Source organism: Nonomuraea sp. NPDC023979, assembly GCF_040639085.1.
In the GTDB taxonomy this organism is placed as follows: Bacteria; Actinomycetota; Actinomycetes; order Streptosporangiales; family Streptosporangiaceae; genus Nonomuraea; species Nonomuraea ceibae.
In genome coordinates this window covers 1-15,817 of sequence record NZ_JBEZZG010000064.1, presented here as the reverse complement: position 1 = coordinate 15,817, position 15,817 = coordinate 1, and the positions used below count along the sequence as shown (strand labels likewise).

The 15,817-nt window shown below is 72.6% G+C and carries 14 protein-coding genes and 1 pseudogene; 3 read left to right on the top strand and 12 right to left on the bottom strand.

Annotation, left to right across the window (positions count from 1 at the left end; translation table 11 throughout):
- Positions 1 to 300: 300 nt before the first annotated feature.
- The 3 genes from AB0G11_RS48320 (at position 301) to AB0G11_RS48310 (ending at position 4,048) form a co-directional block, all read left to right on the top strand.
- Complete coding sequence (locus tag AB0G11_RS48320; RefSeq protein ID WP_357593983.1) at positions 301 to 2,805, top strand: NPP1 family protein; 2,505 nt, start codon at positions 301 to 303, stop codon at positions 2,803 to 2,805.
- Positions 2,806 to 3,118: 313 nt separating this feature from the next.
- Entirely contained in the window at positions 3,119 to 3,526 is a 408-nt protein-coding gene (locus tag AB0G11_RS48315) for a hypothetical protein (RefSeq protein ID WP_357593981.1), read from the top strand.
- 159 nt (positions 3,527 to 3,685) lie between these two features.
- Positions 3,686 to 4,048, top strand: coding sequence for a nuclear transport factor 2 family protein (locus AB0G11_RS48310; RefSeq protein WP_357593979.1), 363 nt, complete (start codon positions 3,686 to 3,688; stop codon positions 4,046 to 4,048).
- Positions 4,049 to 4,102: 54 nt separating this feature from the next.
- On the opposite strand, the gene AB0G11_RS48305 is transcribed toward AB0G11_RS48310, so the two are convergent.
- The 12 genes and pseudogenes from AB0G11_RS48305 to AB0G11_RS48250 form a co-directional block, all read right to left on the bottom strand.
- Positions 4,103 to 4,414, bottom strand: coding sequence for a phosphopantetheine-binding protein (locus tag AB0G11_RS48305; RefSeq protein ID WP_357593977.1), 312 nt, complete (start codon positions 4,412 to 4,414; stop codon positions 4,103 to 4,105).
- Positions 4,411 to 6,186 carry a condensation domain-containing protein gene (locus AB0G11_RS48300; RefSeq protein WP_357593975.1) on the bottom strand — a complete coding sequence of 592 codons (1,776 nt, stop codon included), beginning with the start codon at positions 6,184 to 6,186 and terminating at the stop codon, positions 4,411 to 4,413. The genes AB0G11_RS48305 and AB0G11_RS48300 overlap by 4 nt, the downstream gene beginning before the upstream one ends.
- Positions 6,183 to 7,748, bottom strand: a complete 1,566-nt coding sequence (locus AB0G11_RS48295; protein WP_357593973.1) for an amino acid adenylation domain-containing protein — start codon at positions 7,746 to 7,748, stop codon at positions 6,183 to 6,185. The genes AB0G11_RS48300 and AB0G11_RS48295 overlap by 4 nt, the downstream gene beginning before the upstream one ends.
- Positions 7,745 to 9,154 carry a class I adenylate-forming enzyme family protein gene (locus AB0G11_RS48290; RefSeq protein WP_357593971.1) on the bottom strand — a complete coding sequence of 470 codons (1,410 nt, stop codon included), beginning with the start codon at positions 9,152 to 9,154 and terminating at the stop codon, positions 7,745 to 7,747. Before AB0G11_RS48290 ends, AB0G11_RS48295 begins: the two co-directional genes overlap by 4 nt.
- On the bottom strand, positions 9,151 to 9,723 hold the full coding sequence (locus tag AB0G11_RS48285) for a hypothetical protein (protein ID WP_357593969.1): 573 nt from the start codon (positions 9,721 to 9,723) through the stop codon (positions 9,151 to 9,153). The genes AB0G11_RS48290 and AB0G11_RS48285 overlap by 4 nt, the downstream gene beginning before the upstream one ends.
- Positions 9,720 to 10,838, bottom strand: a complete 1,119-nt coding sequence (locus tag AB0G11_RS48280; RefSeq protein ID WP_357593967.1) for a beta-ketoacyl synthase N-terminal-like domain-containing protein — start codon at positions 10,836 to 10,838, stop codon at positions 9,720 to 9,722. Before AB0G11_RS48280 ends, AB0G11_RS48285 begins: the two co-directional genes overlap by 4 nt.
- On the bottom strand, positions 10,835 to 11,362 hold the full coding sequence (locus AB0G11_RS48275; protein WP_357593965.1) for a hypothetical protein: 528 nt from the start codon (positions 11,360 to 11,362) through the stop codon (positions 10,835 to 10,837). The genes AB0G11_RS48280 and AB0G11_RS48275 overlap by 4 nt, the downstream gene beginning before the upstream one ends.
- On the bottom strand, positions 11,349 to 11,801 hold the full coding sequence (locus AB0G11_RS48270) for an acyl-CoA thioesterase (protein ID WP_357593964.1): 453 nt from the start codon (positions 11,799 to 11,801) through the stop codon (positions 11,349 to 11,351). Before AB0G11_RS48270 ends, AB0G11_RS48275 begins: the two co-directional genes overlap by 14 nt.
- A complete protein-coding gene (locus tag AB0G11_RS48265) occupies positions 11,798 to 13,153 on the bottom strand; it encodes an aminotransferase class III-fold pyridoxal phosphate-dependent enzyme (protein WP_357593962.1) in 1,356 nt (451 codons plus the stop codon). Before AB0G11_RS48265 ends, AB0G11_RS48270 begins: the two co-directional genes overlap by 4 nt.
- A 41-nt stretch (positions 13,154 to 13,194) precedes the next feature.
- Positions 13,195 to 13,464, bottom strand: coding sequence for an acyl carrier protein (locus AB0G11_RS48260; RefSeq protein WP_357593960.1), 270 nt, complete (start codon positions 13,462 to 13,464; stop codon positions 13,195 to 13,197).
- Positions 13,461 to 14,648: a ketoacyl-synthetase C-terminal extension domain-containing protein gene (locus tag AB0G11_RS48255; protein WP_357593985.1), complete on the bottom strand. Its 1,188-nt coding sequence runs from the start codon at positions 14,646 to 14,648 to the stop codon at positions 13,461 to 13,463. The genes AB0G11_RS48260 and AB0G11_RS48255 overlap by 4 nt, the downstream gene beginning before the upstream one ends.
- Positions 14,637 to 15,704, bottom strand: a pseudogene (locus tag AB0G11_RS48250) (polyketide synthase); the annotation flags it as partial. The pseudogene AB0G11_RS48250 and the gene AB0G11_RS48255, both read right to left, overlap by 12 nt.
- Positions 15,705 to 15,817 lie beyond the last annotated feature (113 nt).

Here is a 15,817-nt window from a genome sequence, read left to right as displayed (position 1 = left end):
GCGGAACTGGGCGGCATCTGCGTCATCACCGGCGAACCGGGCCGGGGGACGCGGGTGGAGGTGATGCTGCCCCTGCCGACGACGGTCTCGGCGGGAACGCCGGCAGGCGTCCGTCTTGATGCCCCAGGAGGACGCCCCCTTCTGACCACGAAATGGACAACAGGTGGTCTGTTGGAAGATCGCGCCGGTGGTGGACCCTGGCCAGGCGAAGGTCGATCCGGTCATCGACGGCCGGCATGCCAATGCTGAGGGGAAGCATTCATGAGAAGATCGTTAAGGCTCGCGGCCCATGCCCTGACCATGGGTTTGGTCGCCGGCCTCGGCATCGTGGGCGTCACCGCGCCCGCGTGGGCCGAGCCGCCCCCTCCCGAGATCGCGGAGAGCGCCAGCGCCGCCCACCTGAAGTTCCGGCCGCTCCTGGACTATGACAACGACGGCTGCTACCCGTCGGTGGCCATCGGCCACGACGGCGCCATGAACCCGGGGCTGAAGCTCGGCGGCGCACGCAACGGGGCGTGCCACGACGCCTCCGACCTGAAGAACAGCAACATGTACGCGCGCACCCGGTGCAACGCCAACGGCTGGTGCGCGCACAAGTACGCGCTGTACTTCCAGAAGGACCAGAAGAACGACGGCACCCTCGTACACAACGGACACGTCCACGACTGGGAACACATCGTGGTCTGGACCAAGGACAACGAGGTCAAGTACGTCGCCGCCTCCCAGCACGGCAGCTATGTCGTCAGGGAGCCTGCCGAGATCGAGATGGACGGCGACCACCCGAAGATCGTCTACCACTTGCAGGGCGGCGACACGCACGCGTTCCGGTTCGCCGACAAGGGCGAGCAGCCGGAGAACCATGAGGGGCGCTGGCACGAGCCGGACCTGATCAGCTGGAGCGGCTTCCCCTCCAACGCGCTGCGCGACAAGCTCGCGGCACACGACTGGGGCTCGGCCACCCTCGCCCTCAAGGACCAGGGCAACGAATTCGCCCGCGACCTCGCCAAGGCCCACCGCCGGCTCGTCGCCAACGGCGAGTATTACGAGGAGGAGGAGCTGCCCTTCGACTTCAACATCTACACCAACATCCTGCCGCCGGGGATGCCGGACCCGAACACCCCGCCTCGTGACGACGACGGTGGCGGCGACGACGGTGGCGGCGACGGCGAACCCGCGGACTCCCTGCGGGTGATGGGGCTGGGGTCGTCCAGCACCTTCGGCGAGGGCAGCCCGGACGGCAACGGTTACAGAGACGTGGCCGACCACGGGTTCAGCGACCTCTTCGAGGCCAAGGACGCGGCGGCGGCCGCCGCCCAGGACACCACCCCCAAGGTGGACTGGGTCGGATCCGTACGGGTCGGAACCATGCCCGACCGCGACGTCGAAGGCTGGCGGGGATACAAGATCAACCAGATCGCCGACAAGGCGCGGTGCGCTGTCAAGACGTACCAGCCCAACCTCATCACGCTCATCGCGGGCGGCAACGACGTCATCTATGACCACGAGATGGGCGGGGCGATCGGCCGGCTCGAATCCCTGATCAAGCAGGTCATCGAGGACGACTCGCGCGTGACCGTGCTGGTGGCCGGCATGCAGCCGTTCGGCGACCCGGCCACCAACCGGCGCGGAGAGGCGTTCACCGCCCAGATCGCCGAGCTGGCCGGACGGCTGGCCGGCCAGGGACTGCGGGTCGGGTACGCCGACACCACCGGGCTGGAGCTGTCCGATATCGGCTCCGACAACGTCCACCCGAACGCCGCCGGCTACCGCAAGATCGGCGAGGCGTTCGTGAAGGCGGCCCGCGAGGCCATGGGCAAGAACTGGATCCGCAAGCCGCACGCGATGGCGGCGAACGCGGGCAGCAATCCCTGCGGTCTCGTGGACCACGGCCCCGGCCTGCACGTGCCGACGTCGGACAAGCTGGGCACCGGCTGGGAGGACCGCGGCGTCATCCAGGAGACCCAGTTCCCCTCCAGCAACAGGTTCTGGATGGTGGACATCAACCAGGACCGCAAGGCCGAGTTCGTGACCGTGGACACGAACCAGAACTTCCGGTTCTGGTGGAACAGCGGGCCCTCGGGGAGCAAGTGGGTGCCGTTCGTGGAGGGCACCCACTCCTACAAGCCGCCCGGCGGCGCGGTCGGCAACATGCTGCGCTTCGCCGACGTGGACGGCGACGGCTTCCCCGACTGCCTGACCGTATGGCTGACCGGGCAGGTGGACGTGCGCACGTGGAACGCCGGCGCCCCGGCCGGGCAGCGCATGTGCATGAAGAAGTACGACGGCGTGGCGAACGTCTTCTCCAACGGCTCAGAAGGGGACAAGCTGACCATCGATCCCAACACGAGGATCCGCTTCGCGGACGTCACCGGAGGCGGCCGCGATGACTACCTGCTGCTCAAACCCGACGGTACGGCGACCGCGTGGTACAACAGGGACTTCCAGGTCAAGGGCGAGCGCAAGTACCTGGATTGGGCCCCGCCCCAGAAGATCAGCGGCCCGCTCAAGTACCCCCGCGAGATCCGTTACGCCGACATCAACGGTGACAGGCGCGCCGACCGCATCCTCATCACCGCCAAGGGCGGCGCCAGGGCCTGGATCAACGAAGGGGCCAAGGGCGCCGGCGGGAAGTATCGCGACATCGGGCGCATAGCCGGTGACGCGGAGGTGCCGGTCAAGGACATCCACTTCGCCGACCTCGACGGGGACGGCAAGGCCGACTTCCTGCGCATCGGCTGGACCGGCGTCACGCACGCCTGGCTCAACAAGCTGCCGCCCGAGTACTTCGCCAAGTTCCACCCGTAGGACCCCAGGTCTGAGTTGTGCCCGGTCAGCGTGGAGCCTGACCGGGCACGTCGCCGTTGCCGCCTCCCCCGCACCCTCCGATGGCGAACATCCTCGACCAGGGTGCGAACCTGGGGAAAACCCGGCCACGACTCCTTGGGGACAGGGCGCACAATGCAGTGTTTGCGTAAAAGCTTGAATCGACCGTAAAAACTCCCGCACCGCCGCGCGGCAGCGGTTTCGGAAATCTTGCGCAGCGACTTGACGTCGGCCCGGAAGCAGGAGTGACGATGGAAAGAGAAAGCGCGAGGCGACACAAAAAGGGGGTGGTCTCATGCTCAAGGAAGTATTCGCGGCGAGCGCTCTGGTGACGGTCGCGATCGCTCCCTCGGCGGTGTCGGCGACTCCGCAGGTCCGGGCCGGGGGCTCTACTCAAAGCACGCCGGCGGCGGCACCGGCATCGCTCGGCGCGTGCGCGGCGGCCGCGGCCCCGAAATGCAAGTGGATGGAAGGCAGCAAGAACCGGTGCCGGCTCTGCAAGACGAAGAGCGGCAACTGGAAGCAGCAGTACTGCGAGCCGAAGACCAGCAAACCCCAGAAGGAAGAAGGACCCAAGCAGATCACCTGCACGTTCAAGACGAGCCAAATAATCGAGGACGGAAAGACGAAGACCCGTCAATGCGAGGTGTGCAAGGACAGAAATACAGGCAAGGTAATATCCGATAAATGCTTCGAAGGCTGACCCGAGTCGCTGCTGGGCTGTGCCGAAACGGCCCAGCAGTTCCGTGCCTCGCAGGAGCGCCCGCCCCCGCGGCGTCGGGGTCCCTGGATCGGGCTGCGAAGATCAGCCGAGCGTGAACGTCCTGGCGGGGATACGGCCCCGGCTGGGAGGGTGGGCGTCATGATGGAAGACTTGCGGGACGCCGAACGCCGGCTCCAGGCCGCGCAGCTCGCCGGAGATGTCGAGGCGCTGGATCGGCTGCTGGACGATCGGCTGATCTTCACGTTCGGTGCGAACGTGGCGACCAAGGCGGACGACCTGGAGCTGCACCGCACCCGGACGCAGGTGCTGACGAAGGTGGCCGAGGAGGACTTGACCGTGCTCGCCGATGGGCACACCGGGGTGACGTGGTTTCTCGGCACCGTCGAAGGCACCGTCTCCGGTGCGCCGTTCTCGGCCAGGATGCGCTACACCCGTACGTGGCTGTACACCGAGACGCACGGCTGGCGAATCATCGCCGTGCACGCCGGCACGACCGATTGACATAGGCGCGCACGGGGCAGTCGCGGCTCGTTCTGGCCGAAGCCCCACGTCGGTTCAGTTGCCGGCCTGATCGGTGGCGGACCCGACGGCTTCGTCCAGCATCTGGGAGAGGCCGGCCACCGTCGGGTTCTCCAGGATCGTGCGCACCGGCACCCGTAGCCCCAGCTCGGTCCGCAAGCGGGACGCCATCCGGACCGCGAGCATCGAGTGCCCGCCCAAGGCGAAGAAGTCGTCGTGCGGGTCGACGCGCGGCACCTCGAAGAGCTCGCACCAGATCGCGGCGACGACGCCGGCGGTTCCGGTCCGGACGCCGCCGGACTCGTCCCCGGCGGTGGAGCTCCCGGCCCTCTCGGAGTAGTCGCTCACTCGGCGCTCCCCCGCCCGGGCCGCAGGTGCTGCAGCCGGTTCCGGCGGTCGCGCAGCCGGGCCGCACGCGCCCGGTCGGGCGGCTCGGCCGCCGCCTGTCCCGTTCCTGGGTCACCGGCCAGGTGCCGCGCAAGCGTGGCGATCGTCGGGAACTCCAGCAGTGACACCAACGACGTCTCCTCTCCGGTGCGAGCACCGATCAGGGTGTGTACGGCGGCGAGGGCGAAGGACGTGCCCCCGAGGTCGAAGAAGTTGTCGTCGAGGCCGATGTCGTCGCGGCCCAGCACTTCCCGCCAGATCTGGACGAGGTCCTGCTCCAGGCCGATGCGGGACGACGTCGTGGGAAGGGGGCGGGGCGCCGGTGCTGCCGCCGCCGGACCCGGGGGCCGGGGGACGACGACCCCGTCCGGGCTGGGCAGGGACCGGATCGGGGCCGCCGGCTCCGCGACGGCCGCGACGAGCAGCCGCTCGAAGTGCGCGGCCATCCGGGCCACGGTGGCGGCCTCGAACAGGTCGGCCCGGTACGTGAGCGTCAGGTCGAAGTCGTCCCCGCCCTCGGCCGAGCGGAAGACCACCAGGTCGAGGTCGACCTTCGCCCCGGTCGGCGGGAGGTCGACGGCCGTGGCGCGCAGCCCTTCCAGGCGTGGGCTCACGATCGGCTCCTGCTCGAAGGAGAAGAACGCCTGGACCAGCGGGGCGTGCCCGGGGTCGCGGTCCGGCGAGAGTTCCTGTGCGAGCTGCTCCATCGTGACGTCGCGGTAGGTCAGGACGTCCAGCAGCTCCGACTGGACGGACCGGCAGAGGTCGGCGAAGCTCCGGTCGCGGTGGGCCTCGACGAGCACCGGCAGCGTCGTGGCGAAGAACCCGATGACGCTTTCGAGCTCGGCGCGGTCGCGGGCACTCACCGGGACGCCGACCAGCACGTCCCGGGTGCCGGCGAGCTGGGCGAGGAAGGTGGCGTACGCGGTCAGCACCAGCACGAACGGTGTCACCCGCAGGTCCCGCGCCAGCCGCAGCGCCGGTCCCATCACCGCCGCGCGAAGCGTGTGCCGGTGATTGCCCCCGCGCGGGCCGGCGACCGCCGGACGGGGCCGGTCGGCCGGCAGCCGTAGCACCGTGGGGACCCCGGCGAGGCGGTTCCGCCACCAGCCGAGCTGTTCGGCGTCGGCGGGGCGGGCCCGCTGCCAGGCCGCGTAGTCGGCGAACCGCACGGCCGGCGCGGCGCGCTCGGGTTCACCGGCGTACGCCTCCGCCAGCTCACCGAAGAACACCTGCAGCGACGGACCGTCCGAGATCAGCTGGTGCATCGTGACGACGAGCAGGTGGCGCTCGGGCCCTGCCACGAGCAGCCGCGTGCGCAGCAGCGGCCCGCGCTCCAGGTCGAACGGCTCGTCGGCCCACGACTGGGCCACGCGGAGCGCCGCGGCGTCCACGTCCTCGGTTACGTCGGCGTCAAGGTCGACGACGGGCAGCTCCGCGTCCGGGGCGCCGATCCGCTGGACGGGCTCGAACGGGGGCACAGTGCCGCGTACGAAGGTCGTGCGCAACGCGTCGTGCCGCGCGACGACGCGCGTGATGGCGCTGCGGAGCCGCGGGACGTCGAGCGGGCCCTCCAGGCGGACGGCCACCGTGATGTTGTACATCGGCGTACCCGGGTGGAGCAGTTCGACCAGGTACAGCGCCCGCTGGGCGCCCGACAGCGGCGCCGACCCCGCCGACCGGTCCAGCGCCGGGATGTGGTCCGGCGCCGCCACGGTGATCTTCTCGATCATGCCGCTCCCCCGGTGGCCAGGGCGAGCCGGTCGACCTTCCCGCTGGGGGTGCGCGGCAACGACCCGACGACGTCTGCCCGGACCGGCACCATGTAGGCGGGCAGCCGGTCGCGCAGGCCCGCGAGCAGACCCGCCGTCCAGGCCGAGGCGTCCTCCGGAGCCGCCTTCGGCACGAGGAACGCGCGGAGGTTCCGGTCCTCGGCCGCGGAGCCCGCGACCACCACCACCGCCTGCGCGACGGACGGGTCGGCGGCCAGTACGCTCTCGATCTCCCCGAGCTCGATCCGGAATCCCCGTACCTTGACCTGTGTGTCCTCCCGGCCGAGGAATTCGAGGAGACCGTCCGGGGTGACGCGGCCGAGGTCGCCGCTGCGGTAGGCGGGCGCCGCCGGGTCCAGCGGGTCGGTGCGGTAGCTGCGCGCGGTGCGTTCGGGCAGGCCGAGGTAGCCGGGTCCGACGGCCGCACCGGTGATCCACAGCTCGCCCACCTCGCCGTCCGGCACCGGGCGGCCGTCCGGATCGCAGACCCGGACGGCGGTGCCGGTGATCGGCCTGCCGATCGAGGGCAGGCCGGCCCAGGTGGTCACGTCCGCGGGCAGCTCGTACCAGGTGGCTACGTGGGTCTCGGTCGTGCCCCACTGGTTCACCAGCCGGCAGTCGGGCAGCCGGGTGAACATCGCCCGGATCGGCGCGGTGCACTGCACCTGCTCCCCCGATGTGAGGATCTCGCGCAGGGGGTGCCGCTGCGGGGTGGCGTCGTCGGCGAACAGGGCGAGCGACTGGATCATCACGAACGGGATGAAGAGCCGGTTGACCCGTTCGCGTTCGATGAGGTCCCAGAGCAACTGCGGGTCCAGCCGCTCGTCCTCGTCGCAGCAGACCACGGTGCCGCCCTCCGCGAGAGCGGTGAGCACCTCCTGGTAGGTCACGTCGAACGACGCGGGGGCGAACTGCAGCGTCCGGTCGCCCGGCCCGCACCCGCTGGCGCCTGCCTGCCAGACCACGAGGTTGGCGAGGTTGCGGTGGGCGTAGCGCACGCCCTTCGGACGGCCGGTGGACCCGGAGGTGTAGACGACGTAGGCGAGGTCGTCGCCGGTCACCTCGGGAGCCTCGAATGCCGGAGCGGGGTCCGGCACGGGCCGGGCCGGGCCGGCGGAGGCGTAGCAGACCTCGCGGTCGGCCGCGACGACGCTGAAGCCGCCCAGCCGGGAGAGGGGGCCCTGGTGGCCGACGGCCAGCTCCACGCCGGCGTCGGCGCACATGAACCGCAGCCGCTCGACCGGGTACGCGACGTCCAGCGGCACCGCGACGCAGCCGGAGCGCAGCAGCCCGACCAGCGCCACGACCAGGTCCGCCGACCGTTCCAGGTGTACGCCGACGGCCGTGCCGGGAGCGGCGCCGAGCTGCGCGAGCCGCGCCGCGACCTGCGCGGACCGCTCCCACAGGGTGCGGTAGCCGAGGGTCTCGCGGGCTGAGCGGACCGCCTCGGCGTCCGGCGTCCGCCGCACGTGCTCGGCGACCGCGCGCAGCACCGGGACCGTGGTGCCGGAATCGGGACTCATTTACGCCACTCCTCAGTTGTCGCCTGGACCAACGTGATCCGGTGCGGTCGCTCGGCGCGCAGCAGGACGCGGTTGAGCGCGCGCTCGATCTCGGCCGCCTGCCGCGGCCCGGGGTCGTCCACGGCGACGTCCAGGCTGTAGCGCAGCTCGTGACGTTCGTCCCGGTAGACGGTGGTGGTGGCGCGCCGGACGCCGGGCACCCCGGCGGCGATCCGCCGCACCGAGGGCAGCCAGATCTTCTCCCCGCCGACGACGACCGATTCCCCGGACCGGCCGCGGAAGTAGTGGTAGCCGTCGGCGTCGATGTCGAAGCGGTCGCCGGTGCCGATGGTGTTCGCGGTGGTCGGGGCGCCCCCGGGGAGCCGCCGGCGCAGCACCGTGTCGGATTCGACGACGAGCTCCGCGCCGGGCCCGTCGCCCGCGGCGTCGCGCAGGTACGTCCGCACCCCGGGCAGCGGGAGGCCGACCGAGCTCCATCGGTGCTCGGGCTCGCGGTGCGCGGCGAGCGTGGTCACGCGCGGGCCGGCCTCGGTGAGGCCGTAGGTGAGGTAGAGCTCCTCCTGCGGACCGTGGGCCAGCAGGGAGCCGACGTGCTCCGGGTGCAGCTCGTCGCCGCCGACGGTGAGGACGCGCAGGGCGGGCCCGGCAGGCGGTTCCGCGGCCAGCCGCACCGCCGCGCTGGGCGTCAGCGAGGACACCGTGACCTCGTGGGCGCGGATGGTCCCGGCGAAGGACCGGGGGGTGAACGGCGGTCCGGAGACGACCAGCCGCGAGCCCCGTACGAACGCGGCCAGCGCCTGCGCGACCAGGCCGTAGGAGTAGTACAGGGGCAGGGACGCCAGGACCGTGTCGTCCGGGCGCTGGCCGACGGCGGTGGCGTGGCGGGCGGCGTTGCGCAGCAACGCGTCGATGCCGTGCAGGCAGCCGCTGGCGATCCCGGAGGTGCCCGAGGTCATCAGCACGACCTCGCCCGGCTGGTACGGCTGGCGCGTCCCGCTCTCCAGGTGCGTCCCGCTCTCCAGCAGCGCCGCCTCGCACCGGCCGCCGAGCGGGTGCACCGCCACCGCTCCGTACCGCGCCGGGTCGATCCGGGGCGCGATCAGTGCCGCGCCACCCAGGTGCCGGCGGATCTCGGCGATCCGCGCCGCTCCCGCCGTCGGGGGGACCAGCACCGGGACCGTCCCGGCGAGCAACGCCCCGAAGAACGCGGCGAGGGCGATCCTGCCGTTCGGCATCGCGATCAGCAACGGGGAGCCGAGCGGAAGGTCCAGGCCGGCGATCGCGTCTACGACGGCCCCTGGCTCGTCGGGCCCGACGCCGGACGCGCCGCCGCGACCTTCTCCGGCGTCCACGGACGCGGCCAGGAAGGCCAGCACGGCGGCGCGCTCCGGGACGCTCGCGCTCACCACGGCGTTCCGGGCGGGCGCAGGTCCGGTGCGGGCCCGGCGACGACGCACCGCACCTCGTGGCCACGCGGCGGATCGTGGGTGTGCGCGGCGATCACGACGTGGCTCGCCGCGCCGGTCCGCAGCCAGTGCCGGGCCATCGTCCGGGCCGCGGGCAGCCCGTCCGCCGGATCGGTGGTGATCACGAGGGTGGGTCCTCGCAGGCCGTGCACCATGCAGACGAGGCTGATCGGTCCACCGGCGCTCGCACCGGCGAAGCGCATCGGCGAGAGACGCCCGCCCGGTGCCGCGCGGGCGATCCCCGCCATCGTGTCCGCGGTGCCGTGCGTGCTGACCAGGACCATCGCCGTGGTCTCGGGTGCCTGCGCCGCCTCCGGGCACCGGGCCCACAGGTCGTCGACGGCCGCGAGGACCGCCCACGAAGCCGGGTCGGCGTACAGGGAGGGGATCCGCCGGGGCGGCGGCGCTGTCGCGGGCCGGACGAGCCGCGTCTCGGCCAGCGGGACCAGCCCGTCTCCCTCCAGCGCCGGCAGGTCCTCGACCGGCGGGTGGCCTTCGTGACCGGTCATGCGGGAACCTCCAGCGCGAGGCAGGTGGTGAACCCGCCGAACCCGAGCGTGACACTGAGCCCTACATCGCCGGTGAACGGCAGTGGCGCGCCACCGGCGGGGAGGGGCAGCGGGAATCCCGGCATCACCGTGCTCAGCCCGTGCACCGGTGGCACCCGCTGGTCCCGCAAGGCCAGCAGCACGGCGACGGCCTCCAGCGCCCCGGTGGCCCCCAGCGTGTGGCCGAAGGCGCCCTTGGTCGCGAACACGACGGGCCCCGCCCCGTCCGGGAACGTGCGCGCGAAGCCGCGGCTTTCGGCCTCGTCGTTGACCGGCGTGCCGGAGCCGTGCGCGTTGAGCACGCCGACCTCGCCGGCGCCGCGCCCGGCCGCGGCGAGCGCGGCGCTCGCCGCCCGCTGGACGGTGCCGCCGCTCGGGTCCGGGGCCGTCGGGCCTGCGGCGTCGTTCGCCGAGCCGGCACCGGACAACCGGCCCCGCACGCGAGCCCGGCGCGCCCGCGCCGAGCGAGCACTCTCCAGCACGAGGAAGGCCGCGCCCTCACCGAGGATCGTGCCGTCGTGGCTCTCGTCGAAGGCCCGCAGCGCGGTGGGCGACATGGTGCCGAGCGCGGAGTGCCCCAGTCGCTTGGCCGGGGTCAGGACGTCCACGCCGCCGACGACGCAGACCTCCTCCTCCCCCTCGGCGATCAGCGCGGCTCCGGCCAGTATCGCGTCCGAACCGGCCGAGCAGGCGGTGCTGACCACCAGCGGGCGGCGGGCCAGGCCCACCGTCGTGGCGAGCGCTTCGCCCCACCGGTCCAGCCCGTCGGGCGGAACGTCCAGGTGCGAGCCGAAGCTGGTGCCGGCCACCAGGCGCAGCCGCGGGTCGGTGATGTCGAGCCCGGCGTCCGCCACCGCGGCCCGCAGGGTCCGGGCACCGAGTTCGCGCTGGCGTACGACCGGGTCGAGCTCCATCGGCAGGTCCGCCACGACGGCCGCCCGGTCGTTGCGCAGCGGGTGGCCGCCCGGCACCGTCGTCACCCCGCTCGCCCCGGCCAGCAACGCCCGCCATACCTGGTCGAGGCCCGATCCCAGTGCCGTGGACCAGGCCATGCCGGTGACCGGCGCGCCGCTCACCACCACTGGTGTCCCATGTCGGCGGCCTTGCGCCGGACGAGGCTGGCGCGGAACGCCGCGACCGTCGTCGAGCCGACGACCGCCCGGCCGGAGAAGAAGAACGTGGCGCCCAGCAGGCGGTCGGCCTGGACGGTGATCGTCACCGTGTCACCGGGGGCGACGATCCGGAAGAAGCGGGAGTTCATCGAACCGATCAGCGTCAGCTCGTCGTCGGCGAGGCGTGAGGTGCTGAGCTGGAACAGGATGATCCCGGACTGCGCGAACGCCTGGCTCAGGTGGCTGGCCGGGAAGATCGCGCGCTCCGGGAAGTGCCCCGCGATCGCGTCCGTCTGCGCCGACACCGAGAGGCTGCTGACCAGCCGCACGCCCGGCTCGTAGTCCAGGACGCGGTCGAGGTAGAGCATCGGGTGCCGGTGTCGCAGCCAGCTCTTGATCTCGGTGAAGCCCATGGTCGGCCCCGGCTCGGACGGCGTGTCCCGGCCGGTCGCGCCGGCGGGCACGGCTTCGGATTCAACGGCGGACATCGGAACGGCTCTCCTTGAGGGCAGCATGCAGGGCGGGGAGCAGCGCGCGAGGCGCACCGGTTACGCGGTCGGTCAGGGCCACGACGAGGGAGCCGATGGCGAGCTCGGCTCCGTCGGCGGCCCGCTGGATCGTCGTGTCGACGCGGGCCCGGGCGGCGCCGAGGTGCCCGACGACGGGTCTCAGGCTCAGCTCGTCGGGGTATCGCGCCGGGGCGCGGTACCGGGTCGTGGCCTCCGTGATGACGAGGTCGTACCCCTCGCGCGCGAGCACGCCGAGGCCCACGCCGAGCCGTTCGAGGTTGGCCAGCAGCGCCACCTCCAGCAGGGCCGGATACCGGGCGAAGTGCATCACGCCGGACGCGTCGGTGTCGGCGTGCTCGACGTGGCGGCGGACCGGCAGCAGCCGCGGGTCCGGAGGCTCCGGCGGGGTGGCCGTCATGCCGCGAGCTTCCGCAGAGCACGCGACCCCGCCGCCAGTCGCGCGACGATCGCCTCGACGTCCTCGCCGGTCACCACGAGCGGTGGCGCCACCCGCATCGTCGGGTACACGTACCGCAGGCCGCGCGAACGGCGGCCGGCCCCGGACATGAACTCCACGTACACGCCGTTGCGGATCATGCAGACGCGCAGCTCGGCGAGGCGGGCGGCGGCGTGCTCCGTCAGCTCGACCCCGTGCATCAGGCCCACGCCGCGCGTCTCCCGGTACAGGTCGGGGAACTCCGCCACCAGTTCGCGCAGCAGCCGGCCCAGCAGGGCGCCCAGCTCCACGGAGCGTTCCAGCAGCCCTTCCGCGACGATGTGCTCGATCCCGGCCCGGATCACCGCGCAGGTGAGGGGGCGCAGGTCGGAGGTGGACACGGCGCCGGTCGGGCGCACGCCCAGCCTGCGGCGGGCGATGACCATCGAGGTGGACAGCGCCCCCATGCCGAGGCTCTTGCCGATCACGGTGATGTCGGTGGGGATCGGCCCCTCGTCGTCGGTCATCGCGAAGAACCGGCCGGTCTTGGCGAAGGTGAGGACCTCGTCCGCCACCAGCAGGGCGCCGCTCCGCTCGGCGAGCGCGGCCAGCTCGCGCAGGTAGCCCTGCTCCGGCACCAGGATGCCGGCGTCGCCCTGGACCGGTTCGACCACGACCGCCAGCGCCCGGTGCCCGTGGGCGGCGAACCACTCCCGCGCCGCCCCGGCATCGCCGAACGGGATGTGGTCGGTGCCGAAGCCGAACCGCTCCGGGGCGACGCCCGGCAGGCCGACCCGGTAGTGGCGGCGGTTGAGCAGCGGGAGCAGTCCTCCCGACCAGCCGTGCCACGCCCCCTCGAACCCGAGCACGAGGTCGCGCTCCTCGGCCCCGGGCACGGCCCGCAACCGGCGCTGGTCGAAGCGCGACTCGAGGACGAGGCGCAGGGCGAGCTCCATGCCCTCGGAGCCCGAGTTGCGCCCGCTGACCCGGTAGTCCGTCGCGGGGAACCGGTCGGCGAACAGCCCGCCGGCGCCGAACAGCCGCTCCAGCAGCAGTGAGCGCTCCGACGAGGCGATCTCGTCGGTCACGTAGCCGGCTTCCCGGACCGAGGCCGCCAGCGCCTCGGCGATCACCGCCGACCCGGCGCCCAGGCAGGCTGAGCCGTAGCCGCCGCTGGCGTCCAGCACGTCGAAGGAGCGGCCGGCCCGGCTGCCCGTGAGCTCGACGAAGTGCTGGACGATGCCGTTCGCCCCGGTGCAGCCGAACGGCAGCGGGTCCCCTCCGTAGTGGTCAATCTGGACATCGCGCTCGAACCAGGTCCGGGTGGCTGACATGGGTGTGTCCTCTCGGCGGCGTTGGGCAAGGGGCCGGGCGTTCAGCCGCCGGCGGTCAGGGAGCTGCCTTGCAGGGTGCGGACGAGGTCGGCGACGGTGCGGATGCTGGTGAAGTTCTCCGGGGTGAAATGGGCGTCGGAGATGGTGATGCCGAACGTGTCCTCGCACTGGACCCGCAGCTCGACGAAGCCGAGGGAGTCCAGTCCGAGATCACTGCGCAGCCGGTCGTCGGGTGTCAGCCGGGCCTCGGGAACCTCGACGAACAGGTGGGTGACCAGCATGGAGCCGATGGCTCGCTCGATGTCGTTCACGAAAGTCTCTCTCCGTAGCTCGGGGAAGTCGGGGGGCGGGGCACCAGGTAGGGACGGCGCTCGAACGGATAGGTGGGCAGGCACAGGCGGCGTCGCCGGTCGCCGGAGTGCAGGGCCGCGAAGTCGACCGTCGCCCCGGCCGCCCAGAGCCGGCCGGCCGCGGCGAGCACCGTGCGGAAGCCGGTCGGTGGCCTGCCGGGCTCGTCCAGGACGTCGACGTGCACCGGCTCGACGAGGCCGGTGGCGGGCGCCGCCGGTCGCCCCGCGCCGATGTGCACGACGATCTGCCCCGGTGCGCCGTCCGACGCCGCCTCGACGTCGCGGAGCACCGGCCGGCCGGGCCGCCCCGGTGCTCCGGCGACCACGTCCGCGTCGGCTCCCGTGAGCGTGACGAACAGGCGGGCGGTGTCGGCGGGGCTCAGCTCCGCCGCGATGGCCGCCGCGCAGTGGGCGCCGCGCCCGTGTCCGGCCACGGCGTCGGGGTGCAGCCCCCAGGACATCAGCAGCCTGGCCGTCGCGTACTGCACGGCGAGGTGGGCGGCCGGCCCCGCGGGCGTGCTCTCCGGGCCCGGTGCGGCGAGCAGCGCCCGGCGCAGGTCGTGGCCGAGATGCGGGTACGCGGCCTCGGCGATCTCGTCCAGGTGGGCGCGGAACTCCTGGTCGGTGCCGTGGATCGCGGCGACGGAGCCGGTGCGGTCGCCGCCGGGGTCGGCGAAGAGGAACACGGTCCGCTGCCCGCCTGTGTGTCCTGGGCCGTTCGCGTCCGGCGGGTTTCCGCGCAGGGCCGCGACAGCCTCGGGCACGTCCGCGGCGATGACGAAGTGGCGTTCGGGATGCGTCGCCCGGCCCGTCTGCAGCGTCCAGGCGACGTCGGCGAGATCGGCGTCCGGGTGCCGTTCGAGGTGGTCGGCCAGCCTGCGGGCGACGTCCTGGAGCGCGGGCCGGGTCCGGGCCGAGAGGACCAGCAGGTGGTCCGGCCGCCCCGGGGTCGTCGGGAGCGCGGCCGGCGCCTCGGCCACCACGGCGTGCGCGTTGGTGCCGCCGAACGCGATCACGTTCGTGGCGGCGATCCGGGCCCGCCCCGCGGACTCCCACGGGACGGTCCGGTCGTTGACGACGAACGGGGAGGACGCGAAGTCGATCTCCGGGTTCGGCTCGGTGAAGTTCAGGCTGGCGGGGAGCACACCGTGCTCCACGCAGAGCACCGTCTTGATCAGCCCCACGATGCCCGCGGCCGCGTCGGCGTGGCCGATGTTGGCCTTGACCGAGCCGATCCGGCAGTATCCCGTCCGGTCCGTGCTCTGGCGGAACGCCTTGGTCAGCCCGGCGACCTCGACCGGATCACCGAGCGCGCTGCCGGTGCCGTGCGCCTCGACGTAGCCGATCTCGTCGGCGCCGACGCCCGCCACCAGCTGAGCGGTGCGGGCGGCCTCGGCCGGCCCGGCCACGCTCGGGACGTGGAAACCCATCTTGCGCCGGCCGTCGTTGTTCACCGCGGTGCCGCGGATGACCGCGTGCACGTGGTCACCGTCTTCCAGCGCCTCGGCGAGCGGCCGGAGGACCACCAGGCCCACCGCGCTCGCCCGCACGGTGCCGCGGCCATGCGCGTCGAACGGCCGGCACCGCCCGTCGTCGGCGAAGATGTCGTCCGGGTCGTGACGCAGCGTCGGGATCGTGGCCGGCACCGAGGCGCCGCCCGCGACCGCCATCGCGCAGTCACCCGCGAGCAGCGAGCCGATGGCGAGGTGGACCGCCACCAACGACGAGGAGCAGGCCGTCTGCACCGCCAGGGCCGGCCCGGTCAGGCCCAGCTTGTAGGAGATCCGGGTGGCGAGGAAGTCGATGTCGTTCGCCTGCTGGACACGGGTGTCCGAGAACGGGACGCCCCGGGCCTGCCCCCAGGCCCAGACCAGGGCTCCGTGGTCGGTGACGGACCCCCCGACGAACACGCCGGTCGGCAGACGTTCCGGGCCGCCGTGCCCGGCCCGCTCAAGGGCCTCGTGGGCGCACTCCAGCAGCAACCGGTGCTGCGGATCCATGATCAGGGCGTCCTCGGGCGAGTAGTCGAAGAAGCCGGCGTCGAAGAGCTCCGGCTCGCTCAGCAGCCCGTAGGACGGCACGTACCGGCCTGCCGCCGCCGGAAGCTGGTCGGACAGCACCGACACCGATTCCCGGCCCTCGCAGAGGTTGTCCCAGAAGGTCTCGACGTCCGGAGCGCCCGGAAAACGACCCGCCATTGCCGTGACGGCGACGAAACCACTGAACGCTTTTCATCCTGCTTCACGGAGTTGAAGAACGAGGATGGCTTTGACGAGCTGACCTGCGAGAAGAGGGCAACACCGTAGCTTGCGAA

Coding starts and splice junctions, on each gene's coding strand:
- AB0G11_RS48320 (WP_357593983.1), top strand. CDS start 301: ATGGGTTTGGTCGCCGGCCTCGGCATCGTGGGCGTCACCGCGCCCGCG.
- AB0G11_RS48315 (WP_357593981.1), top strand. CDS start 3,119: ATGCTCAAGGAAGTATTCGCGGCGAGCGCTCTGGTGACGGTCGCGATC.
- AB0G11_RS48310 (WP_357593979.1), top strand. CDS start 3,686: ATGATGGAAGACTTGCGGGACGCCGAACGCCGGCTCCAGGCCGCGCAG.
- AB0G11_RS48300 (WP_357593975.1), bottom strand. CDS start 6,186: ATGATCGAGAAGATCACCGTGGCGGCGCCGGACCACATCCCGGCGCTG.
- AB0G11_RS48295 (WP_357593973.1), bottom strand. CDS start 7,748: ATGAGTCCCGATTCCGGCACCACGGTCCCGGTGCTGCGCGCGGTCGCC.
- AB0G11_RS48285 (WP_357593969.1), bottom strand. CDS start 9,723: ATGACCGGTCACGAAGGCCACCCGCCGGTCGAGGACCTGCCGGCGCTG.
- AB0G11_RS48275 (WP_357593965.1), bottom strand. CDS start 11,362: ATGTCCGCCGTTGAATCCGAAGCCGTGCCCGCCGGCGCGACCGGCCGG.
- AB0G11_RS48270 (WP_357593964.1), bottom strand. CDS start 11,801: ATGACGGCCACCCCGCCGGAGCCTCCGGACCCGCGGCTGCTGCCGGTC.
- AB0G11_RS48265 (WP_357593962.1), bottom strand. CDS start 13,153: ATGTCAGCCACCCGGACCTGGTTCGAGCGCGATGTCCAGATTGACCAC.